General features: G+C 62.3%; 18 protein-coding genes and 1 pseudogene. 18 read left to right on the top strand and 1 reads right to left on the bottom strand.

What is annotated here, in order from left to right; translation table 11 throughout:
* Positions 1–43: 43 nt before the first annotated feature.
* The 18 genes and pseudogenes from ACZY0R_RS41865 to ACZY0R_RS41780 all read left to right on the top strand — a co-directional run bounded on the left by ACZY0R_RS41865 (position 44) and on the right by ACZY0R_RS41780 (position 23153).
* A complete protein-coding gene (locus ACZY0R_RS41865; RefSeq protein ID WP_488867547.1) occupies positions 44–1345 on the top strand; it encodes a TolC family protein in 1302 nt (433 codons plus the stop codon).
* Positions 1342–2868, top strand: coding sequence for an efflux RND transporter periplasmic adaptor subunit (locus ACZY0R_RS41860; RefSeq protein ID WP_488867545.1), 1527 nt, complete (start codon positions 1342–1344; stop codon positions 2866–2868). Before ACZY0R_RS41865 ends, ACZY0R_RS41860 begins: the two co-directional genes overlap by 4 nt.
* Positions 2865–6035 (top strand): efflux RND transporter permease subunit, encoded by a 3171-nt coding sequence (locus ACZY0R_RS41855; RefSeq protein ID WP_488867543.1) that lies wholly within the window; start codon positions 2865–2867, stop codon positions 6033–6035. The genes ACZY0R_RS41860 and ACZY0R_RS41855 overlap by 4 nt, the downstream gene beginning before the upstream one ends.
* Complete coding sequence (locus tag ACZY0R_RS41850) at positions 6032–6370, top strand: copper-binding protein (protein ID WP_488867541.1); 339 nt, start codon at positions 6032–6034, stop codon at positions 6368–6370. The genes ACZY0R_RS41855 and ACZY0R_RS41850 overlap by 4 nt, the downstream gene beginning before the upstream one ends.
* A 67-nt stretch (positions 6371–6437) precedes the next feature.
* Positions 6438–7478, top strand: a complete 1041-nt coding sequence (locus ACZY0R_RS41845; protein ID WP_488867539.1) for a Tn3 family transposase — start codon at positions 6438–6440, stop codon at positions 7476–7478.
* A gap of 214 nt (positions 7479–7692) precedes the next feature.
* The gene (locus ACZY0R_RS41840; RefSeq protein WP_488867537.1) at positions 7693–9813 is read left to right on the top strand and encodes a TonB-dependent receptor; all 2121 of its coding nucleotides are present in this window, start codon (positions 7693–7695) and stop codon (positions 9811–9813) included.
* A 307-nt stretch (positions 9814–10120) separates the two neighbouring features.
* Positions 10121–11326, top strand: coding sequence for an ATP-grasp domain-containing protein (locus tag ACZY0R_RS41835; protein ID WP_488867535.1), 1206 nt, complete (start codon positions 10121–10123; stop codon positions 11324–11326).
* On the top strand, positions 11323–13149 hold the full coding sequence (locus ACZY0R_RS41830; RefSeq protein WP_488867533.1) for an IucA/IucC family protein: 1827 nt from the start codon (positions 11323–11325) through the stop codon (positions 13147–13149). Before ACZY0R_RS41835 ends, ACZY0R_RS41830 begins: the two co-directional genes overlap by 4 nt.
* A complete protein-coding gene (locus ACZY0R_RS41825) occupies positions 13146–14324 on the top strand; it encodes an MFS transporter (protein ID WP_488867531.1) in 1179 nt (392 codons plus the stop codon). Before ACZY0R_RS41830 ends, ACZY0R_RS41825 begins: the two co-directional genes overlap by 4 nt.
* 29 nt (positions 14325–14353) lie before the next feature.
* Positions 14354–16189 (top strand): IucA/IucC family protein, encoded by a 1836-nt coding sequence (locus ACZY0R_RS41820; protein WP_488867529.1) that lies wholly within the window; start codon positions 14354–14356, stop codon positions 16187–16189.
* Positions 16186–17418, top strand: coding sequence for a type III PLP-dependent enzyme (locus ACZY0R_RS41815; RefSeq protein WP_488867809.1), 1233 nt, complete (start codon positions 16186–16188; stop codon positions 17416–17418). The genes ACZY0R_RS41820 and ACZY0R_RS41815 overlap by 4 nt, the downstream gene beginning before the upstream one ends.
* A complete protein-coding gene (locus ACZY0R_RS41810; RefSeq protein ID WP_488867527.1) occupies positions 17405–18169 on the top strand; it encodes an HpcH/HpaI aldolase family protein in 765 nt (254 codons plus the stop codon). The genes ACZY0R_RS41815 and ACZY0R_RS41810 overlap by 14 nt, the downstream gene beginning before the upstream one ends.
* Before the next feature lie 106 nt (positions 18170–18275).
* A complete protein-coding gene (locus ACZY0R_RS41805; RefSeq protein WP_488867823.1) occupies positions 18276–18449 on the top strand; it encodes a hypothetical protein in 174 nt (57 codons plus the stop codon).
* A 326-nt stretch (positions 18450–18775) separates the two neighbouring features.
* Positions 18776–19099 (top strand): hypothetical protein, encoded by a 324-nt coding sequence (locus ACZY0R_RS41800; RefSeq protein ID WP_488867525.1) that lies wholly within the window; start codon positions 18776–18778, stop codon positions 19097–19099.
* Positions 19100–19253: 154 nt separating this feature from the next.
* A pseudogene (locus ACZY0R_RS41795) lies at positions 19254–19679 on the top strand (efflux RND transporter permease subunit); the annotation flags it as partial.
* A 170-nt stretch (positions 19680–19849) separates the two neighbouring features.
* Complete coding sequence (locus ACZY0R_RS41790) at positions 19850–20860, top strand: IS5 family transposase (RefSeq protein WP_488857598.1); 1011 nt, start codon at positions 19850–19852, stop codon at positions 20858–20860.
* A gap of 130 nt (positions 20861–20990) precedes the next feature.
* Positions 20991–21422, top strand: a complete 432-nt coding sequence (locus tag ACZY0R_RS41785) for an oxygenase MpaB family protein (RefSeq protein ID WP_488867523.1) — start codon at positions 20991–20993, stop codon at positions 21420–21422.
* Between the two features lie 705 nt (positions 21423–22127).
* Entirely contained in the window at positions 22128–23153 is a 1026-nt protein-coding gene (locus ACZY0R_RS41780; protein WP_488867521.1) for an AraC family transcriptional regulator, read from the top strand.
* A gap of 19 nt (positions 23154–23172) precedes the next feature.
* Here ACZY0R_RS41780 and ACZY0R_RS41775 read toward each other — a convergent pair whose 3' ends face one another.
* Positions 23173–23988, bottom strand: a complete 816-nt coding sequence (locus ACZY0R_RS41775) for a 3-hydroxyacyl-CoA dehydrogenase NAD-binding domain-containing protein (protein WP_488867519.1) — start codon at positions 23986–23988, stop codon at positions 23173–23175.
* Positions 23989–23993 lie beyond the last annotated feature (5 nt).

Raw genomic sequence — 23993 nt, 5'->3', positions numbered from 1 at the left:
GTCTCGCTAGACGGGGACAGCTGTCGTTGCTCTTGGAGGCTTTATGCTTTTCCCTCGCCACCTGCTGCAGGCGCTACTTGTTGCGCCTGTGCTTGGCATGGCCATGCCGTTCATCGTGCATGCCCAGCCGGCCCCCCCTCTTTCCATCGAAGAAGCCGTTGCGCTAGCCACTACTCGCGCTGGCAATGCCGAGACCTCTCACGGTGCTGTCGAGGCGTCCATCCAAATGGCGGTCGCGGCCGGTCAACTGCCAGACCCCGTGCTCAAGCTCGGGCTCAACAACGTCCCAGTAACCGGCCCTGACCAGTTCTCCCTTAGCCGGGACTTCATGACTCAGCGCTCTGTCAGCGTTATTCAGGAGTTCACTCGCTCCGCCAAGCGCCGAGCGCGTACGGAGCGCTATGAAGCGGAAGCCGCCGCCGCAGAGGCACAGAGAGCCGTCAGCCTTGCCAATGTTCAGCGCAATGTGGCCACTGCCTGGCTCGACCTCTGGTATGCCGAGCAGACCGGTATGCTCCTCGGCCACCACGGCCACCCCCTCGACCTTGAGCTCCAAGCAGCGACAGCCACCTATCGGAGCGGGCGTGGCACGCGAACGGACGTGCTCGCAGCCGAGATAGAAATTCAGAAGCTGCATGACCGGCTTGATGAAAGCCGGGCGGCCGTGGACGCAGCCAAGGTCAACCTGGAGCGCTGGGTCGGCCAAGCGGCAAGTCGCCCGCTTTCTGCGCGGCCAAGTTTGGCAGTTCCCCAGCGCGGGCAGGAGCTTGCCCAAGACGAACTGGATGCCGTTCCGGAGATGGCGGCCTCCCAACGCGACATCGCCTTGGCGGAAGCAGATATTCGGGCGGTAGCCGAAACCAAAAAGCCAGACGTAACCGTCGAACTGATGTACAGCCAGCGCGGCTCCGCCTTCTCCAATATGGGTTCTCTCAACGTCAGCTTTCCCGTGCCTTGGGACCAGGGCAATCGGCAGGACCGCGAGGTTGCCGCCAAGTTGGCACAGGCGCAGGAGGCGCGAGCCAAGTCGGAAGTCATCGCACGTAATACCAGGGCCATGGTCGCGGCCAAGCTCGCCGAGCTGCAGCGCAATCTCAACCGGCTCAAACGCTACGACGAGAACATCTTGCCGTTGGCAAACGCCCAGGCAGACGCGGCACTGACGGCATACCGGGCCAACACTGGGCCCCTGGTCGCTGTTGCCGAGGCCAACCACCGAGCCATCGACACGGCGCTCGAGCGGCTAACACTTGAATCCAAGACGGCAAAGTTGTGGGCCGAATTGACCTTCCTAGTTCCGCTGCCGACCGCGCAAACCGAGCCTGCCACAAAGGAATCCAAATGAAGAAGCAAGCCATCTCCATCGTGGCAGGTCTGGTGGTCGCTGGGGGCGCGCTCTATGGAGCCTATCGCCTTGGCGCAGCGCAAGGCGGAAACTCCGCGCATTCACCGGCGGTGGCCACCGCCAATTCTGGCGACAGCGCCCCCAAGACCGGCAAGAAGATTCTGTATTGGCACGACCCCATGGTGCCCGGACAGCGCTTTGACAAGCCCGGCAAATCGCCCTTCATGGACATGCAGTTGGTGCCGGTTTACGAGGACGCTGGCGGCGGCTCGGCAGCAGTCACCATTGACAGCCGCATCACCCAGAACCTTGGCATCCGCACGGTAGAAGTCAAGTCGGGTCGGATGGAATCGGTGCTGGAGGTGCCCGGCAACGTCGCCATCAATGAGCGCGGCATCGAAGTCATCCAGGCGCGCACCGCTGGATTTGTCGAGCATGCCTATGCCAAGACCACGCTGGACCCAGTCAAGCGGGGACAGGCGTTAGTGGTCATCTATTCACCAGACTGGGTGGCCGCGCAGGAAGAGTATCTTGCCGTCGCGCGGATGAACTCAAGCCTGCCGGGCGACCTGCGTGGCGCGGCCATCGCACGGATGCGGCAAGCCGGCATGACCGAGAGCCAGATTCGACTAGTCGAAACCACCGGCAAGCTTCAAGCCCGGCTCAGCATCTCCAGTTCGGTCGATGGCGTCATCACCGAAGTCGGCGCCCGTGATGGCATGACAGTAACGCCGGGTATGACGCTGTTCCGCGTGGCGGACCTCTCTACTGTCTGGGTACTAGCTGAAGTGCCGGAGAGTCAGGCCTCAGCCGCCAGGCCCGGACAACAAGTTACGGCTACGGCTGCGGGTCTCCCCGGGCAAACGCTGACTGGCAAGGTCGACGCCATCCTGCCGGACGTCAACCCAAGTACGCGCACCCTGAAAGTCCGCGTTGAACTGCAGAACAAGAATCGCTTGCTGGTACCGGGCATGTTCGTCAGTGTCCGCTTTGGCGCGCAGGGCGGGGCCGACACGATTCTGGTGCCGACCGAAGCCCTTATCCGCACTGGCACCCGCACGATTGCCATGGTCGAGGTTGCCAACGGCGGATTCAGCCCGGTCGAGGTGAAGACTGGTGCCGAGGCGGACGGACAGACAGAGGTCACGGCGGGCCTGAAGGTCGGCCAGAAGGTTGTCACTTCGGGCCAGTTCCTGCTTGACTCGGAGGCGAGCCTGCGCGGTACCGCGACGCGCATGGAGAGCGCATCCACATCGGCTGCGGCAGTAGTGGCGGGACCGGAGCACGAAGGCATCGGGCGCATCGAGGCCATGTCCCCGGAAGCGCTGACCATCTCCCACCGGCCCATACCAACTATCCATTGGGGTGCCATGACGATGGATTTCAAGGCGCCGCCAACCGGGATGCCGAAGGGCCTGAAGGAGGGCCAACAAGTTCGATTCAAGTTCCACATGGAGGCAGACGAGACGCCGGTGCTCTCCTCAGTGCAGCCGGCCTCCGCCGCTGGGGGGACCAAGCCATGATTGCTCGACTCATCCGCGCGTCCATCCATAACCGCTTTCTCGTCCTGATGGTGACCGCCATGCTGACCGCATGGGGACTGTGGGCCGTGCGCAGCACGCCGCTCGATGCGCTGCCCGACCTGTCGGACGTCCAGGTCATTATCCGTACGCCATTTCCCGGCCAGGCACCACAGATTGTCGAGAATCAGATCACCTATCCGCTAACCACCACCATGTTGTCGGTGCCTGGCGCCAAGACCGTGCGGGGCTATTCATTCTTCGGTGACTCCTTTGTCTACGTGCTGTTCGAGGATGGCACCGACCTCTACTGGGCGCGGTCGCGCGTGCTGGAGTACCTCAACCAGGTGCAATCCCGCCTGCCGGCTGCTGCCAAGCCGGCACTGGGCCCGGATGCCACCGGCGTTGGCTGGGTCTACGAGTACACACTGGTGGACAAGACCGGCAAGCATGACGTGAGTCAGCTGCGCGCGCTGCAGGACTGGTTCCTGCGCTTCGAGTTGAAATCGCTGCCGAATGTCGCCGAAGTCGCCTCCATCGGCGGCATGGTCAAGCAGTTTCAGGTCGTACTGAAGCCGGACCGGCTGCGCGCCTATAACCTGTCCCAAGCCAAAGTCCTCGCGGCACTCAAGGGAGCCAACCAGGAAGCCGGTGGTTCGGTGCTGGAACTGGGCGAAGCGGAATACATAGTGCGCGCCTCCGGCTACCTGAAGACGCTTGACGATTTCCGGCAGATACCGCTGGTGACAAGCAACGCCGGTATCCCGGTGCGGCTAGGAGACGTCGCCACCGTGCAGCTCGGCCCCGAAATACGGCGCGGCATCGCCGAACTGGACGGCCAGGGCGAGGTGGCCGGCGGCGTTATCGTGATGCGGTCGGGCAAGAACGCCTTGGAAACCATCGAGGCGGTGAAAGCCAAGCTGGCCTCGTTGCAGAAGAGCCTGCCAGCCGGCGTCGAGATTGTCCCGACTTATGACCGGTCGGCGCTCATCAACCGCGCGGTTGAGAACCTGACGCACAAGCTCATCGAGGAATTCATCGTCGTCGCGCTGGTATGCCTGGTGTTCCTCTTCCACTTGCGCTCGGCCCTGGTTTCCATCGTCTCCCTGCCACTCGGCGTCCTTGCGGCATTCCTGGTCATGCGATACCAGGGCGTCAACGCCAACATCATGTCGCTTGGCGGGATTGCTATCGCCATCGGCGCCATGGTCGATGCCGCCGTGGTCATGATTGAGAATGCGCACAAGCATCTGGAGCGATGGCATGAAGAGAATCCCAGAAGAGACCTCAAGGGCCATGAGCACTGGACCGTCATTGGTGAGTCAGCCGCCGAGGTCGGGCCGGCGCTGTTCTTCTCCTTGCTGATAATCACGCTGTCATTCATTCCCGTGTTCACCCTGGAGGCACAGGAAGGCAGGCTCTTCTCGCCGCTCGCCTTCACCAAGACCTATTCGATGGCAGCAGCGGCAGGACTTTCGGTCACGTTGGTCCCAGTCCTGATGGGCTACATGATTCGCGGCAAGATTCCCACGGAGCAGGCCAACCCGCTGAGTCGATGGCTGATTCGCGCCTATCAGCCTGTCCTGGCGAAGGTGCTTACCTATCCCAAGACGACTGTGGCCATCGCTTTCATACTGCTTGTTGCGACAGCATGGCCAGCCATGCGAATTGGCGGTGAATTCATGCCACCACTTGACGAGGGGGACCTGCTCTACATGCCGTCGGCCCTGCCGGGGCTCTCAGCCGGTAAGGCTGCCCAGCTACTGCAGCAGACCGACCGTCTCATCAAGACAGTTCCTGAGGTAGCGTCTGTGTTCGGCAAAGCCGGCCGAGCGGATACCGCGACCGACCCGGCACCCATGGAGATGTTCGAGACAACGATTCAGTTCAAGCCGCGCGACCAGTGGAGGCCCGGCATGACGACCGACAAATTGGTGGAGGAACTGGACCGGGTGGTGAAAGTGCCGGGTCTGTCCAACATCTGGGTGCCGCCTATTCGCAATCGTATCGACATGCTCGCGACCGGCATCAAGAGCCCGGTCGGCATCAAGGTCGCAGGAACCGACCTACAGGAAATCGACCGCTTGTCGACGCGGATTGAGGAGGTAGTAAAGACGGTGCCTGGCGTCACCTCAGCGCTGGCTGAAAGACTGTCCGGCGGACGATACGTCGACGTCAACATTGACCGCATGGCCGCCGGTCGTTATGGACTCAACATCGAGGATGTCCAGGGCATCGTCTCGTCTGCCATCGGCGGTGACAACGTGGGTGAAGTCGTAGACGGCCTGGCACGCTATCCCATCAATGTTCGCTATCCGCGCGACTACCGTGACTCGGTGGAGCAACTGCGCAGCCTTCCCATCGTCACAGACAGAGGTCAGCAGATTGTTCTGTCCGATGTAGCCACCATTCGGGTGGTCCAAGGCCCACCCATGTTACGCAGCGAGAATGCCCGCCTATCGGGCTGGATATATGTGGACATTCGTGGACGGGACCTGCGCTCAGCGGTACAGGATATGCAAGCTGCGGTGGCCAAGGCCGTGCCGATGCCGGCGGGCTACTCACTTAGCTGGTCCGGGCAGTTTGAGTATCTGGAACGCGCGACCGCGAAGCTGAAAGTGGTTGTGCCATTCACGCTGCTCATCATCTTTGTGCTGCTCTACCTGGTTTTCGGCCGTATCGACGAAGCGATTCTCATCATGGGCACCTTACCGTTGGCGCTCATTGGCGGCTTCTGGCTGCTCTACCTGCTGGGCTACAACCTCTCCGTCGCTGGCGTGGTTGGCTTCATAGCCCTCGCCGGGGTAGCTGCCGAATTCGGCGTCATCATGCTGCTGTACCTGAAGCAGGCATGGGGAGAACGTGAACAGAACGGGAGAAATACCACCGACGCGTTGCTGGAGGCCATCCAGGAAGGTGCAGTTTTGCGCGTGCGGCCCAAGGCGATGACCGTCGCCGTGATTCTCGCAGGCCTGATTCCCATCATGTGGTCAAGCGGCACTGGCTCAGAGGTGATGCAGCGCATCGCCGCACCGATGGTCGGTGGCATGGTCACCGCGCCTTTGCTCTCCTTGTTTGTCGTGCCGGCTGTTTATTTGCTGATGCGCAGACGCCGAACCAGCGCACACACCATTTCCCCTCAACCCTCTCTTCACGAGGAATCACGATGAAACTCGCCTCTACTCTCTCCGTTATTCTTGCGCTTGCTGCAGCACCCGCTTCATTCGCGGCGACTCCGATGGATGGCATGGACATGAAGCCAACGGCTCAGTCGAAGCAGGCGGTGCAGCCTGTCGCAGCAGAAATCAAGAAAATTGACCTGCAAGCCGGCAAGGTGACGCTCAAGCATGGTCCTATCGACAACCTTGGGATGGGCGCAATGACCATGTCGTTCCCGGTGAAGGACCGGGCAGCGCTAAAGAACTTCAAGGAAGGCGACAAGGTTTCCGCCACCTTCGACGCGGTGGACGGCACGCCAACGGTGGTGGACATGCGTCGCCCCTAATTCTTGGTTTCAGCACCGCTGGATGCGGTGCTGAAGACTTGCGAAGTGCTCATGCCCGTTACCGGCGATGAAGGAGGATACATGCCAGGTTGTGCTTAACCGACACACCATCGGTGTGCCGATTTCTATCCATATTTTGAAGGAGACATGCCATGCGAAAGTACATTCTTCCCCTGCTGATGCTGTTGTCCCTATCTGCCCTCGCGGCCGAAGAGCAGACCATCGAGCTCAAAGATGGGGGCAAGGTCGTGGTCAAGAAGGATGGCACCATGTCTCCGACATGTACATCGCGCTCTTCAGCAACTTCATTCCGTGCGGCGTGCATGAGGCGGTGTACATCCTGGACGGGCTCATCAAGAATGGCTCTGAGATTCAGCCGGATACCATCCACGGTGACACGCAGGCGCAGAGCGGACCGGTGTTTGGTCTGTCCTACCTGCTGGGTATCAACCTGATGCCGCGCATGCGCAATATCAAAGATCTGGTGCTGTACAAGGCGGACCGGCGACGCAGATACGACCATATCGAGCGGCTGTGCCGCCAGTCCATCGACTGGGACCTGAAGCAACTACACTATCCCGACATGATGCGCGTTGCCGTCTCGATCAAGGCCGGCAAGATGACGCCGTCGACCATCCTGCGCCGGCTGGGTTCAGAGAGCACGAAGAATAAGCTTTACTTTGCGTTCCGGGAACTGGGCCGCGTCATCCGCACGCTGTTCTTGCTGAAGTACCTGAACGACCCGGAGCTCCGGCGCACCATTCATGCCGCGACGAACAAGAGCGAGCAGTTCAATGACTTCGCGCAGTGGTTGATGTTTGGTGGCGACGGCGTCATCGCCGAAAATCTACGGCACGAACAGCGCAAGGTGATCAAGTACAACCAGTTGGTCGCCAACATGGTCATCCTCCACAACGTTCAGTGGATGTCGCGCAAGCTGAAGGATTTGCAGGAACGCGGGCACCCGGTGAATGCCGAAGTGCTCAAGGCGCTGTCGCCATACCGCCGCGAGCATATCAACCGGTTCGGAGATTACCTACTCGACTTGCAGCGGCGTGTGCCGCCACTCGATCCATCGATCGATTTCCTAGTCAAATCAGCGGCTTAGCGGAGATGTGGCGGATTTTTTGCGAATCCCGGCCAACCCTCTAGCACCCTGTGGCCCGTCCCTGCTGCTGCCGCTCCCCAGTGCTTTTTAATCATATTTGTGCTTCATGAGGCACGGCCTCCTTCCACTAGTGCACGATATGCGTTGACCTAGGCCTTATTGCAAATGATAATGCGTCGCATTTGAATATTTATTACAACGCATTACAGGGAAAATGAGCCTAAATCTCCACCCGTTGCAGCGCGCCGTTCTTGCCGTATTCGCCTGCCAGCCGATGCTTGTCGGCATCGCCCACTCACAAGAAGCCAGCCAGGACAGCGCTGCCCGCAGCCTGCCGGAGGTCACCGTCAAGGCCGACGTCAGCCGCGAACTGGGCGAGGGCTATAACCCGCCTAACGCCGTCAGCGCGACCAAGACCGAGGCGCCGCTGCGCGATGTTCCCCAGACCGTGAACGTGGTGACGGCCGACGTCATGCGCGACCAGCACGCCAGTTCAATGCAGGACGCGCTGAAGAACGTGCCCGGCGTGTCGTTCTCCACGGGCGACGGCCAGCGCGACCAGGTGTCGATCCGCGGTTTTTCGGCGATTGCTGACCAGTTCGTCGACGGCATTCGCGATGACGCGCTTTACTTCCGTGACTTGTCGAACGTCGACCGCATCGAGGTCGTCAAGGGTCCGGCGGCCGTGCTCTACGGCCGCGGCTCGTCGGGCGGCCTGATCAACCGCGTGACCAAGAAGCCGGGGCTAGACGTTACCGACTTCGCACTGAGCTACGGCATGTGGGCCGACCGCCGCGCCGAGGCCGACGTGGGCCGCGTGTTTGCCGACGGCGCCGCCGCCTTCCGTGTGACGGGTGCCATGGAAAAGGCCAACAGCTACCGCTCGCAGCAGTTCCTGGACCGCTCCGCCGTGGCGCCGTCGCTGGAGCTGCGTATCGCGCCGCAGACAACGGTGCTGTTGCAGGCCGACTATCTGGAAGACCGCCGCGTGACTGACTTCGGCATCCCGGCATACAACGGCCGGCCCGTCGATGTGCCGGCGTCCCGCTACTACGGCGCGGCCAATGCGCGCGACGCCGACTACTCCCAATCGCGCGTGTACTCGGGCACGGCCACGATCAACCATCGCTTCAACGACAACTGGTCGCTTCGCAACGCCACGCGGTACTACCACTACTCGCTGGACCGCAACAACACGCTGACCAGCTCGGTCAACGAGGCGACGAAGACGCTGACGATGTCGCACTCCAACGTCTATCGCGAAGAGCATGGCTGGTTCAACCAGACCGACCTGACGCAGAAGGCGACGATCTTCGGCACCATGCATGAAATCCTGTACGGCATGGAGATCGGCCAGCAGAACAAGGATTTGGTGAACTTCACCCGCGCTGTGCCGGGCCGCTTTGACCTCTTCAACCCGGTGCTGCCGACACTGCCGCGCCTGGTCGGCGGCACGCCGGCCACGAGCAACCTGGCCACCGCCAAGACGCTGGCGTTCTACACGCAGGACATGATCAGCTTCACCGAGCAGTGGAAGGCGCTGCTGGGCGTGCGGTACGACAATTTCCAGCAGGACACGTTCCAGCGCCTGGCCGGCCAGAAGAACCTGTCGCGTACCGACAATGCCTGGAGCCCGCGTGCGGGCCTGGTCTGGCAGCCGTCGAAGGCGCAGTCGTATTACGTGTCGTGGAGCCGGTCGTTCCAGCCGTCGGGCGAGGCCTTCGCGCTGGCTGCGAACAACGCCGAACTGGCGCCCGAGACGACCAACAACACCGAGGTGGGCGCTAAGTACGACTGGCTCGACGGCAAGGCGAGCACGACGATTTCAGTGTTCCGGCTGGAGCGGAACAATATGAAGATCGCCAACGCCACCGGCACGGCGTTGATTCCGGTCGGCGAACAGCGCACGGATGGCGTGGAACTCAGCGCCGCCGCGGAACTCGGCAGCGGCTGGCGCGTGTTGGCCGGCTACGCCTACCTGGATGCGGTGGTCACCAAGTCGACCCCCGCGTTCCAGGACAAGCGTGCCACGCTGACGCCGCGCCATTCCGGCAACTTCTGGCTGACCAAGACGCTGGGCTACGGCTTTGGCATCGGCGGTGGCCTGAACCTGGTGGGCGCTCGGATGGCCGACCAGGCCAATACGGTGACGCTGCCAGGCTATGTCACGGCGGACATGATGGCCTGGTATCGCCACGGGCCGTTCGAGGGGCAACTGAACCTGTACAACCTGTTCAACACGAACTACATCGTGTCGGCGCACGGTTCGAACGCAAACTTGAATATGCCGGGCGCGCCACGCAGCGTGATGGCGACGATCCGGTATCGGATGTAAGCGTCGCGACAACCTACCCAGGGCGGTGCCTTCGCCCTGAGACCGCAAGCAGCCATTGGGTCGCCTGTACAGGCGACCCAATGGCTCGACACCAGCTGACGATCAGGTAGCTGGAGCCGCGCTGCGCCGCGCGGCCCATGTCGGCGCACGTGGACTGTATCGTCCGCTGACCCCGTTCCCCTCGCTAGGGGTGTATTTACATTTAGTAATACGAATCATTATAGTTATCGCTTTCGTTATCTTCTAAAGTACTACACGAGCATACCCATTCAACGTAACCCTTAACTTCCAAGGCACGAGGAACATCATGCAAGACATCTTCATCCTGGCGCATGTACCCACCGCCCCCGTCAATGAAGGCTTTCTGCCCGCTGCGACGGCACTGGGGTTCTCCGTTGTACTGCTGACCGATTGCGCCGATGCCCACCGCGCGCACTTCGCCAACGCCGGGCTGGCAGCCTATCCAAATGAAATCGTTGCATGCGACGTCTTCAATCCGGTGGCAGTGATCGATGCCATCACGCGGCGCGGCAGCAAGCCCGCTGCCGTGTTCTCCAATAGCGACCATCTGCAAACTGCCACCGCCATTGCCGCCGCCTATTTCGGCATGCCGGGCAAGGACTGGCGCGTTGCTTACGCCGCCAAGAACAAGGCCGAGATGCGCCGCCGCCTGGCGAACCTGGGCATCGACACGCTGTGGCACGCCGTGGTGTGCGATCCCATCGCATTGACAGCACTCGCTGACGTCCCGATGCCGTGCATCGTCAAGCCGCGCGAAGGCGTAGCGAGCCAGCAGGTCAGTCTGGCGCGCAGCCAGGCTGACCTTGCCGAGCAATGCGGGGCGATCTGGGCTCAGCACCCGGGCCAGGCGTTGCTGCTGGAGGAATACCTGGAAGGCCCGCTCTATACACTGGAAACGCTCGGCGACGGCAAGCAGATTCGCGCGCTGGGAGGATTTCGCGTGGCGCTGTCCCCGCCGCCCTACTTCGTTGAACTCGAAGCGGTATGGGGTGCGGGCCTGCCCGCGTCGATCGAGGCGGAAGTGCTGGATATCATCAGCCGTTTCGGCATCGGCTTCGGCGCCTGCCATACCGAGTACGTGCTGACGCCGAAAGGCCCGCGGCTTATCGAGATCAACTATCGCAGCATCGGCGACTACCGCGAGTTCCTGCTGTCCGACACCCTCCAGTTTCCGCTGTTCGAACAGGTCCTGCACCTTCATCTTGGCGAGACGCTGCCGGAGTTCGACATGCCCAAGCGGGCAGCATGGATCCGCTATTTCACGGCACAGGCCGAAGGCTTGCTGCGGCAGGCGCCTCCCCCCAGCAAGCATGAAAGCGACGGCGTGCGCCTGACCTACCAGCCGCTGCGCAAGGTAGGCGATGCCATCCAGCTCACGAACTCCAACAAGGATTATGTGGGCGTGCTGCGCGGCAGCGGTCCGGATTCCGCTGGCCTTGCTGCCGCGGTGGAACTGGCCAGCAGCAAGCTGGCGTGGGAGATCGCACAATGACCGTCCGCTTGCCTGTCCAGTCGAGCCTGTCGCCTGCGGTGCCGGTGACCGATCCGGATGCCGCATATATCTGCATCCGTGTCGTCGATACACTGCTCCGGGAAGATGTCCGCGCGTGTGCCAGCCGCGGTGAACTAAGCAACGGCGACGCCCTGCAGGCCAGCGCGGCCTATGGCTTCGATGCCAGCCAGCAATGGCTGCGCGTCGACCATCTTGGCGCCGGCACGCTCTGGATTCCGGTAACCGCCACCCGATACATGCAGGACTGGCGCCTGACGCGCCTGCCGCTGTTGCAGGAACACGCCGGCGAATTGTCGGCGCTGCATGATGTCGACGCGATTCTGGCGGCGTTTGCCGGCGACCTGCCCGCCGAAGCCGCGCGCCTGTTCACCGCGTACGGCGATGAATGCCGCGCGGCCAGAGCGCATCGCGAAACGTCGATGGCCGAACGCGCGCGCTGGTTCGCGCAACCTGGCAGCTCAGACGGGCACACGTTACCGGCATGGCACCAGCGCATGCTGCACTACGACCGGCTCGCCGGGTTTCTCGACCATCCCTACTATCCTACTGCCCGCGCCAAGCTGGGATTCGCTACCGCCGATCTGGCACAGTACGCGCCCGAATTCCAGCCTGCATTCGCGCTAAACTGGCTGGCCGTACCGTGCGCGCGCCATCATCCCAGCGGTGGCACGCTACCGTCGAACTGGCCGGCGTTCGCTGATGTCGGCCTCGACCCAATGCTGGCCCGGACGCACGCACTGGTACCGGTGCATCCGTTCGTGTGGCAGCATCATCTGGAAGCCTTCCTGATTGAGGCCGGACTTGAGGGCGAGGTGATTCGCGCCCCACGCGCGTACCTGCGTGTCTCCCCTACCCTGTCGGTTCGCTCGCTGATCCTGCTCGACGCGCCCGAATGGCACGTCAAGCTGCCGCTTACCATTCGGACACTCGGCACCAAGAATATCCGCACCATCAAGCCCAGCACCATCGGCGACGGGCATCGCATCCAGTCCATGCTTGGCGATATCGTCCGGCGTGAGCCGGGCCTCAGCGGACAGGTGCTGCTCACCGACGAGGCCAATGGCGCCCACGTTGACCAGCGCCCATTCCTCGGCTACATCCTGCGCCGCTACCCCGCACAGCAATTGGCGGACGCGACGGTGGTGTCCGTTGCCGGCCTGCTGGCCGAGTCCGCCGGTGGCAATTGCGTGGCCGAAGAACTTGCCGGCCGCTACCATGGTGGCGACCTCGATGTGTGGTTTGACGCCTATCTGGCGCTCACGCTGCGCCTGCACCTGACGCTGTGGCTACGCTATGGCATTGCGCTGGAATCGAACCAGCAGAACTCGATGCTGGTCTACAGCAATGACGGGCTGCGGCTGCTGCTGAAGGACAACGATGCCGCTCGCATCGACCGCGGCGTGCTGGCCCGACGGTGGCCAGAACTGACGGCCCGCCTCGACGGGTTGGAAGACCAGCGTATCGGCGTCGCCGATGCGCTGCCGCTGGCCCAAATGTTCGTCACTATCACGCTGCAGCTGAATATTGCCGCACTAGTGGAGGGCCTGGCACTGCGTCGTGTAACCGATCGCGCAACAGGATACGCACGCGTGCGCCGCCACGTGGAGGCCACCCTTGCCGAACTGGCCGCGGCCGGGGAGGACACGACCTTCGCGCGCCAGTTGCTGCTCGGCGACGACAGGCTCCACCTCAAGTACCTGCTGACCGCCGCATCGCTGGCGGAAAAAGCGCAGACCGGCGCCACCGATGTCAACAAGTTCTATGGCAAGCGCGCGCCCAACTTCCTGAAGGTGGCCTTATGACCACTGGCACGCGACAGGTGGTCGCGGTGGTCATGCTGTGCCATTTCATCGCCGCCTTCGCGGCGCTGGGCATGCCGCCGTTCTTCGCACTGATTCTGCAGCGCTCGCTGCACAACGACGTGCCATGGCTCGCGGGCGCGTTCTATGTGGTGCCAACTCTGCTGGCGGCGGTGTCGGCACCATGGTGGGGCCGGCTTGCAGACCGCTTCGGCAAGAAGCCGCTGCTGCTGCGCGCGCAACTGGGGCTGGCAGCAAGTTTCCTGCTTGCCAGCTACGCGACCAGTTCGTTTTCCTTCCTGGCAGCGCTCGTGCTGCAGGGCGTGTTGGGCGGTACGTTCTCTGCGTCCAACGCCTATCTGGCAACTGTCGCCAGTGGCACCACGCTTACACGCAGCCTGACGGCGATGCAGTGGTCGGCGCGCGCCGCGCTGGTGGCGGCCCCCGCCTGTCTCGGCCTCTGGATCGGCGAGGCATCCCCGATCGAGCTGTACCGGTGGCTTGCGTTGCTGCCATTGGCCGCCGCAGTTCTGATCGCATGGTTGCCCGAGGGCGATGCCGCCAGCGGCGCCACGAAGCGACCGCCGAAACGTGCGGCCGGCGCAACTGCCGCTGCACCTGCCACGCCGCGGCAAATCTATGTGCTGCAGTTCGCGTTTGTGTTCGCGACCGTTGTGACGTTCCCATACTTCATCCCGGACATGCAACAGCGCATGCCTGAGATATCCGCGGCGACTGCCGGCCTGCTCTTCGGCCTTCCACACCTGGTGTACCTGGCTGCGGCACCGCTGCTGTCACGGCGGCTGGGGCTGGCGCCATCGCTGGGGCTTCTTGCGACCGCCTACGGCACGCTGGTGGTCACCCTGGCGGCACAGGCGGCACCGCTCGGCCTGCCTGCCCTGGTGGCCTGGCGACTGCTGATGGGCACCGCCATGACCGTCGGATTCATCGCGCTGCACGCGCTCGTGGCGAGCGTAGTGCACGCCAGCAACGCAGGGCGCACCTTCGGCTGGTTCGAAAGCAGCTCGAAGTGGGGCGGCGTCGCGGCCGGGCTTGCCGCCGGCGCGGCAGTCAGCATCGCCAGCCCACGCGCGCCATACCTGCTTGGTGCCGCGCTGCTGGCCATCACTGTCGGCTACCTGCTTCTTACCGCCCGACAGCGGATGAGCACACTTTGATCCCTCCTGGACACGAGGCTACAAAAAACATGCGATCGCAAACCAACACGGAACACCCTGGCACCCTCCGACTATCGGCGGAAATCGCTGCCGGGCGGCGCTGCCAGGAAACACTGCTGAATTGCTACTGCCGCGAAGTGGCAGCGCCCAACGGCCAACTGCGCGTCGCCCCCCCTGTGGGCCAGCATGATTGGCCAGCGGCTATCACGATGACGCTGCAGCGCGAGCAAGGCCAGGTTCTGCAGGTACAACTGCCGCACATTCACGATCGCCTGCTGACCGTGGTCGGCGGTGCCTGGCTCACAGGCAACTATCGGTACTTGTCTCCTGTCTTCCACAAGGCTGAGAACAAGCCCTGGGCACTGCTGGACTGGGAATCGCTTGCAGCGCTGCTGTTGCGCGAGATGGCACTGCATCACGAACTGCCGCCCAACACCGAGCTGATGGAGCAAATCCGCAACAGCGTGGCCGTCAGCACGGAGGTGCTGTCCCTGCTGGTGCCTTCGACTATTCCTGCCGATCCGCAGGAGGCCTACATCGATTCCGAGCAATCGCTGACTTTCGGTCATCCGTTCCACCCGACGCCCAAGAGCCGGCAAGGCTTCTCCGACGACGACCTCTTGCGATACTCGCCGGAGCTGCGTACGCGCTTTGCACTCGCATGGTTTGCCGTGCCGCGCGAAGACATTGCGCAGCAGTCGCTGCTCGACGCTAGCTGCGACCAGCTGATCGCGGCAAATGCCCCGCCAGTGCCGGCCGACCGCGTCGCAGTGCCGGTCCATCCTTGGCAGGCCGGCTATCTGCGAGAGCATCCGCTCGTGGACCATGCACTGTCCAGTGGACGGATACAAGACCTCGGCCCGCAGGGCGGGGATTTCTTCCCCACCTCGTCGATCCGCACGCTGTACCAGCCCGGCAACCTGTACTTCTATAAGCTGTCCCTGAACATCCGCATCACCAATTGCGTGCGCAAGAACGCCTGGTATGAGCTGGAAAGCGCCACGCACGTCAATCGCGTGCTGCGCCCATTGCTGCCCGATCTCGGGCGCCTGTTCCCCGGCCTGACGCTGATGGAGGAGCCGGCATTCCTGTCGGTCGACCTCAAGGATGCCGATGCCGAAAAGAACCGCCAGGTCATCGAGGGATTTGGGCTGATCCTGCGCCAGAGTGTCGACACGCTGCGCGCGCCAGACTGCGTTCCCCTGCTCGCCGGCTCGCTGTTCGGGAACCACTACTACGGCGAAGCCCGCATGCGCCGGCTACTGGCAGGGCTGGCCGAACAGGCAGGAACCCATGCGGATGCGATGACCGAGCGCTGGTTCTCCGACTACGTCTCGCAACTTGTTTATCCGGTTTTTCACCTGTTTTTCGCCCACGGTATCATCTTCGAACCGCACTTGCAGAATGTGGTGCTCGGTCTGCGGCAGGGCATGCCCGCGCAGATGTTCCTGCGCGACTTCGAAGGCGTAAAGCTGACGCCCTCGCGCCATCCCGCCGCAAGCATGCCGGAGCTCAGCGCGCGCGCGCAGGCCTCGCTCTGGTACGACGAAGACCAGGGCTGGAATCGCATCGCCTATTGCCTGTTCGTCAACAACTTGTGCGAAGTCATCGCGCAGCTGGGCGGCGGCAGGCAGGCGATGACCGCGCGGCTGTGGTCCGTCGTGCGTCATCACTTGCACACCTACCAGCATCGCCATGGCAATGCTGCGTCCGCCCGGCGTGTCAACGGGCTGCTGGCCGGCAGCCCCTTCCCGGCCAAGACCAACTTCAGCAACCGCTTCTTCCAGCGCGCCGACCGCGCTTCAACCTACGTGCCCGTTACCAATCCCATTCCGCTCGCCGGCCTGGAGGCCGCATGGCAATGACTGCCCCTGAACTGCGCTGGACGCGCGTTGCCGCACACCTCCACGACGCGCTTGCCGATGCCAGCGCCCCCCTGTGCGCGTACGTCTATGACCTGGAGGCGCTGAGGCAGCATGCCGCGGCAACGGTGCGCAGCCTGCCGCCCGGGTTCGAGCTGTTCTACGCGATCAAGGCCAACTCGGACCTGCCGATCCTGCAGACGCTGGCGCCGCTCACGCACGGGTTCGAGATCTCTTCCGGCGGCGAGCTGGCCTGGGTGCGCGAGCACTTCGCCGAAGTGCCGCTGATCTTCAGCGGCCCTGGCAAGACCGATGCGGAACTGGCCAGCGCGCTCGACCTCGGCGTCGACGCACTGCATGTGGAAAGCCAGCATGAACTTGAGCGGCTGGCATGGCTTGCGCGGGAGCGCGGCGTCGCCGCGCCGGTGCTGCTGCGGGTCAATCTCGCGATCGATGGCTTGCAAGCCACCACGCTGATGATGGGCGGCAAGCCCACGCCGTTCGGCATTGCCGGCGACCAACTGCCGGGCTGCCTGGCGTGGCTGCGCACGCATCCGGAGATCCGGCTGCGAGGCTTTCATTTCCACCTGATGTCCCACCAGCTCGATGCTGCCGCCCACCTGCGCCTGCTCGACGCCTACCTACAGCAAGTACGGCTCTGGCGCGAACAGTATGCGCTGGACACGCTGGACCAGATCAACGTTGGCGGCGGCATTGGCGTCAACTATCGCGAACCCGAGCGGCAATTCGACTGGGCCACCTTTGCCCAGGGGCTGTTGGCGTTGTCGGCGCGCCGCGACGGGCTGACCGTGCGCTTCGAGTGCGGGCGCTATATCACCGCCTTCTGCGGATACTACGCGATGGAGGTGATCGATGTGAAGCACGCGTTCGACCGCCCCTTTGTGGTGGCCAGCGGCGGCACGCACCACTTCCGCACGCCTTATGCACAGGGGCACAGCCACCCCTTCCGGGTGCTGCCCGTGGAGGTTTGGCGCTATCCATTCCCCCGGCCCGGCATCCGCGACGCACGCGTCAGCGTGGTCGGCCAGCTCTGCACGCCGAAGGACATCCTTGCCCAGGACACGCAGGTGGACAGCGTGCGCGCCGGCGACCTGGTGGTCTTTCCGTACGCCGGCGCCTACGCATGGCATATCTCGCACCACGACTTCCTGCGCCACCCGCACCCTTCACACTGGTATTTGCCCACGGAGAACGCCTATGCTGCAGCCTAACATACTTAAGGATAAGATCGCTGCCGGGCGCGCCGTGTTCGGACTGATCAACTCGCTGCCGTTGCCGCTAATGACAGAGATGATCGGCTACGCAGGGTTCGACTTCGTGATCCTGGACCTGGAGCACGTGGGTGTGAACCCGCAGACGCTGGAGAACATGATCCGTGCGGCGGAATGCGCCGGCACGACCGCACTGGTACGCGTGCCGGGCGCCGCGCCTGACATCATCCTGCGCGTGCTGGACGCCGGCGCGCAGGGCATTGTGGTGCCACACGTGCGCAACCGGGCAGAGGCCGAGTTGGCAGTATCTAGCACGCGCTATCACCCGCTTGGTACGCGCGGCATCACGGGCGGCCGGACCACCGGCTTCGGCACGCTGACCCTGCCGGCCTACTTCGAACAGGCAAACAGCGAGCTGATGGTCGTGGCCATGATCGAGGACCGGGAAGGCGTTGACGCCATCGAAGAGATCGTTGCCGTGACAGGCATAGACATGGTGCTGGAAGGCGCGACCGACCTGTCGCAGAGCCTTGGTGTACCAGCCGACGCGCAGCACCCCTCGGTCCAGGCCGCCATCCGCCGGATCGCCCACGCCTGCCGGGCACGCGGTGTGCCGTTCTGCGCTATTCCACGTGCGCCCGGTCAGTGCGAGCAATGGCGGGAACAGGGCGTTCACACATTCCTGCTCGGCGACGACCGTGCTACGGCTTTCCGGGCCATGAAACGGATGTTGGGCGACTATCGTGACTGAGATGCAAGCATATCGCGCGGTCGTTCGAGGCCAAGCAAGGTTGAATGTAAATTAAAAGGTATGAACAGGTTTTGAATGATCTACGTTCTACCTTAAGAACAACTATGTGGCGGCCACGCAAGACACACTACTGGAAGCGATCGCCGAGGAAGTCGACGCGCTGGGCGGCGCTTTCATCGCTGAAGTAAGCCGCGCGACCGAGCTGCCGGCAGCACGGCTTGAAGGCGAGCGGAAGCGCACCAGCAATCAGATGCGCATTTTGCCCACACAGGCCGAATGACTTTGCGTTGGAGCGTGTATCGACCGTGCACAGCCAGAGCGTGAGCCCTGTAGTAGTGAAAGCGCATCCTGGGCATATGGTCACGTCCGAATACGCTCCTGCATGCGAAGCTTCCCCTTCGGCTGCTCTGGTAGTACCAATCGACACCCGGCACCAATCACCTGAAAACAGATTTTGATACAAGATCCTTAGATGACGCCGTCAACGAGCGTACCGCTCGTCTCGTTCCTGTTGATAGCTACCTCCTGCTTTTTTCCCGCGACCCCTTCGGAGGCTGTGGAGCTGTGAGGTAGGCAGCATTGAGCAATCTTTGGGGATAAGTAAGCGTGAGAAAAACTATTTCGCTGGCCATCATGGCGGCAGTCGCCGCTGTTGCATCCGGCAGTACACAAGCTCATGTGAATGTCGGTGTCGGCATCGGCGTCCCGCTACCCTTCGTAGCTGCGCCCGTGTATGCTCCCGCTCCTGTCTATGCTCCGTCGCCAGTGTTCGTGGAGCCGCGACCAGTCATCGTTGCTCCAGGATACTACGACGACTGGCGCGAACGTGCCTGGCGAGAGCGCCAATGGCGTGAACAACGCTGGAGAGAGCATGAGTGGAGAAGGCGCCAGCGTGAGTGGCATCGCTGGCAGGATGACGACGATGATTGAAGCAGCGCGCATCATGTGTCAGCGACATTACCGCTAATTAGCGCCCAAAGGCCTGACGCCAGCGTTGGCGGCTGTCCTCTTGATTCCCGTGAATCGCCAGGGCCTCCCCCACATCCAACCAAGGTCGATATCCTGCGCTGGCGGTCTTTGCCACGGGAGGGCTGCGTCACTAGGATCGATGGTCGGCTTTGTGACCGTGCGCGGCATCACACTGCGCAACTCCATCATGCCCATTTCGCACTAACAGCACTTGGTACAGGTCGAAGACCACACGTCGGACCTAGATGGCGACGCTTGGGGCAACTGTGCGGCTGGCGCCCATTCTGATGACTGCGCTGGTTACCCGGCTGGGCCTATTGCCGCTGGTGCTGGAATCCGGTGCGCCTGGCAACTGTGATTCTGGGCGGCCTCCTCGCGTCGAACGTGCTGAACCTGCTGATGCTAGCCAACGCTAGCGCTGCGCTGCGGCCAGTTTGACCGTGGCACGCACAGCGGAGCAGTGCATTTACTCCCTTCGCGGCCATTCCTAGACGGAAGCCACAGGCGTCCCGCTTACTATTTGAAATGGCTACGTATATAGTGGCGGCCTCATCAGCGGCCAGCACATTCACCCTGTTACAGGTCGTAACGCCTGTATTAGTTCTCAAATACGCGCGTCCCTACTAGGGAAATGCTGATCAATTCAGCCACAAGTCATCCGACGGAAAGTGTGGCGCGTTGAAGGGTGAGGCATGGGAAACAAAGACGAGCATGAAACAAACGAGCTTTGCAGATGTTGAGTTCGCGAAGAAGAAGCGCGTGACACGGCGCGAGAAGTTTCTCGGAGAGATGGATCGGATCGTGCCGTGGGCACGGTGGACGGCGTTGATCGAGCCGCTGTATCCGACGAGCGGCCGTGTTGGGCGGCAGCCGATTGGCGTGGAGAGGATGTTGCGGATGTACTGTCTGCAACAGTGGTTCAGTCTTAGTGATGAGGCCGTGGAGGACGCGCTCTACGACAGCCAGGCGTTGCGTCAATTCGTGGGGGTGGATCTGTCGCAAGAGTCGGCGCCGGATGCGACCACGCTGCTCAAGTTTCGCCGGCTGCTCGAGAAGCACGCGTTGACTGCCGCGATGTTCGACGAGGTCAAGGCGGTGCTCAGTGAACGCGGGCTGCTGATGCGAGAAGGCACGATGGTGGATGCGACGCTGCTCGCGGCACCGAGCTCGACCAAGAATAAAGACAAGTCGCGTGATCCGGAGATGCACCAGACGAAGAAGGGAAACGAGTGGCATTTTGGAATGAAGGCGCACATCGGTGCCGACGCGGACTCAGGACTGGTGCACAGCTTGCACACGACGGCGGCGAACGAAAGCGATATCGCTCACACCCATCACCTGCTGCATGGCGAGGAAAGCCAAGTGCATCTTGATGCGGGTTACACGGGTGTGGAGCGCAGGGATGAGATCAAACAAGCCCAAGGGCAAGGGACGATCCGCGCTGACATAAACTGGAACGTAGCGGCAAAGCGCAGCAAGATTGAAAAGATGCCGGCAGGTCGGTGGAAGGACCTGACGAAGGCAGTGGAACGCAAGAAGGCCCAGATTCGGGCGCGGGTGGAACATCCCTTTCACGTGGTGAAGAACTTGTTTGGCCACAAGAAGACCCGCTACAAGGGCTTGGCCAAGAACAAGGCACAGATGTTCAGCCTGTTTGGCCTGGCAAATCTGGTGATCGCCAAAAAGTCGTTACTGGCGTTTCAGGGGGGCAATCCGTCTTGATTACGCAAATCGGGCCCGAAAGGGCGCGAGATGGGGGGCATGCGGCTCGAAAACGGCCTCAGACCCCTCCCGTCTTCCGCATGGTGAAAATCAGACGCCAAACAGCCGCCGACCTCCAGCGCGACTGTTATTGATCAGCAATTCCCTAGAGGACCAGGATCGATACCTGGCGGAGACGGCCAAGATCGCGCGACGGCTCGGGGCGACCGAAGTGCCCGAGACACGGATATCGCTCGAAGTCTGTATGCGCGCCGAGCGCACCGCCCTGGTTGCCAGCGACCGCATACACGAAGCCATTTCTCAGCTTGTCACGCATACCGGGGCCAGCGGCGCCGAGCGACTCGCGATGCGGGTCTTCGTGGGCGCCGCCATCCGCCTCCTGCCGCCCTGGGCCCGCGCCATGCTGGGGCAAGAATTGACGCGATTCGTTCACGGGTGGACCAACCCGGCTATGCGCGCTGCGTGCGTGCTGCTGCGATGGTCGATCCGAAACAGCGCGGCAAAGCGCGTACACGCGCGCGTCGCATCACCGCAGATCATTTCACACCACAGGAGACCCTGATGATTCGACCTCAACGCACCACACGCCGCCCCCGCTCGTGGCCAACACTTCTGGCCGCTGCCACCACGACCCTGGCGGCCACTGCTTGCGCACCCTCTGCCACCGCGCCTGCCGCCTCCGCGTCGTCCCCGGCTCAGGCCGCGCAGAGCAATTCGAAGTTGAAGGATGGAGGTCGCCGCCCCAGGATCGGAAGCCATGCGCGCATTGTAGGTGCCTCATTGGCCTCTGGGCGGTGGTCCGGTCGTTCGCCCCCGGTTTGGCGCGGTCTCCCTACTGGGCCACGCCACGCGCGCCCTTCCCGCTGGACGGTCCCAATGGCCATGATAAGGTCTTCCCCGGCGCCCAATGCCTCAGCGACGGCAAATGGTCACCTTCTATAAGGACGGGGAAGAAGTATGGGCGTGCAATGCCGTGTATGCTGCCGCCCATTTCGCCTTTGCACCGGTTCCAATCAACCGCTCGCCGACAGACAACTGAGGGACGGACGGCTCCCCAGGCCGTGGGGTACGTTTCGCCCCCTACAAACAGTCGAGTCCATTTTTCGTGGATCGTGCATTTCGCCAACGCGATACCATCGGGTAGACTCCCTCGCGCGGCGTGTTTGCGCAGAATAGCGAGATCTTCGCGCTGACGAAGATTTGCTTGCTACCTGCGACGCGCTTCGGGGCCCGCATGTGCACTACCTCCCGCAGTGAAGTACATAGAATGCAAGGATACCTACCCAGTGTTGTGTTGACCGGAGCTGCTCCTCTGCTCGAGGTACTCGGCGTTCAACCCGAGTTGGTTGCGACCGGAGCCGAGCTGCCGGAGCTTGCGCTCCGTTCCGCCGACGTGCCGATCCGGGGTGCGCAAGTGCTTCGATTCCTTTCGCTGGCTGCTGAAGTTACGCAATGCCGGAACTTTGGACTAAGACTCGCCGAATATCAGGGCCTGGCGGTCCTGGGGCCGATCCTTGTGATGATGCATGGCGCGCGTACCATCGAGGAGGCAATGGATACGCTTGCCGAGTTCTACGTGCTACATACATCGATGTCTTCTGTACGTGCAGTGCGGAACGAACAGGGGATGGTTTTGACTTACGACATTGAAAACGCTTCCGGTCCCGGAGAAGTTCAGGCAGTTGAACTGGGTCTCGCCAACGGTATGCAGTACTTGCGTACCATCTGTGGTACCGCCTGGCAGCCGGCCGTTGTGCAATTCCGTCATTCGGCGCCTGCGGACTGCACAATGCACAGGCGCACGTTCGGACCGTCCCTCAACTTCGATCAGGACAGAAATGCGATTGTCCTCGATCGCGATATGGTGACGCGTCCGGTAACGCAACGTCGCCGTAACGCGCATCGTGTGCTCGAAGCACACTTGCGGCGAGAAAGGGCTCAGGTGGAGGCGCTATGGACGGTACGCACGCAAACGATGATTCGCACGCTTTTGCCGTTCACTGACAGTTCGCTCAACGCCATAGCGCGAGCGCTCGCAACGTCCCCGCGGTCCTTGCAACGTCGCCTCGCTGAGGCCCGCACGACGTTCGATGAACTGCGGGAACAAGTTCGTGAAGATCTCGCCCTGAAGTATGTGCAGCAGTCAAATCTGCGTCTCGCCGAGATCTCTGAACTGCTCGGCTATTCGCAGCAAAGCGCGTTTAGCCGTGCGTTCAAGCGACTGCGGGGCGTCACGCCCCGGCAGTTTCGAGCCATGCGTCACGGGGACCACCCTGGACGTCCTGCTAGGTAGCAATAGCCTACCTTGGGTTTCACGTGGCGACGAACGTGGGATTCAGGAACTCCGGATCAGGATATTGATAGAAGCCGCGTCCCACTGACTCGCCGACACACCCGGTATCGATGAAATGCGCTTTCACGTATTCTGCAATGCGCCGATGCGTCGAATCGCCCGTACGTTCCGCAAGAGCGCGCGTGACGTTATAGACGGTCGTCATGCCGATTCCGTCGAGAATGCCGAATGGGCCAATCCGATCCGCCTTCGCAATCATCCACGCCTTGTCGATCGTCTGGACGTCGGCGACGTCGTTGACCAGCAGACCCAGCGCGGCGATCAGCATCGGGACGAGCATGGTATTGAGCAGGTAGCCGGGCTGCTCCTTGCGCAGCGGTAAAGGCACCATGCCAATACGGCGTGCGAACTGAACTATGCGCGCGAATACGGCGGGGTCGGTGCCCGGATGGCCCATGATTTCGGCGAAGTTGTGCTTCCACTGGGCGGCGACAATCATTTTGTCCGGTCGGCAAAGATGTTTGTCGGTAAACCGGACATCCTGCTTGACGCTATCCAGCTTCCACACTTCGTGGGCGAAATGCAGGCTCAGCACGCGCTCGGGCCGGTCAGTGAACATGGCAAACTGGCTTGGCACCAGCGTCGACGAGTTGCTCGCAAAGATGGTGCCGGCCGGCGCCACAGCTGACAGTGAACGGTAGAAAGACTGCTTGATTGCCAGATCCTCGGGGATGGCTTCGATGACGAGGTCCATGTCGGCAACGGCCGAACCGAGGTCGGTATTGCCCTCGATACGTGCCAGCGTGGCTTCGATCTGCTCGCGAGGGGCGCGCAAGTCGG

This window comes from Cupriavidus sp. F041 (assembly GCF_057814235.1).
The sequence above is the reverse complement of the archived record's forward strand: the minus strand, read 5'-3'. Positions and strand labels throughout refer to the sequence as shown.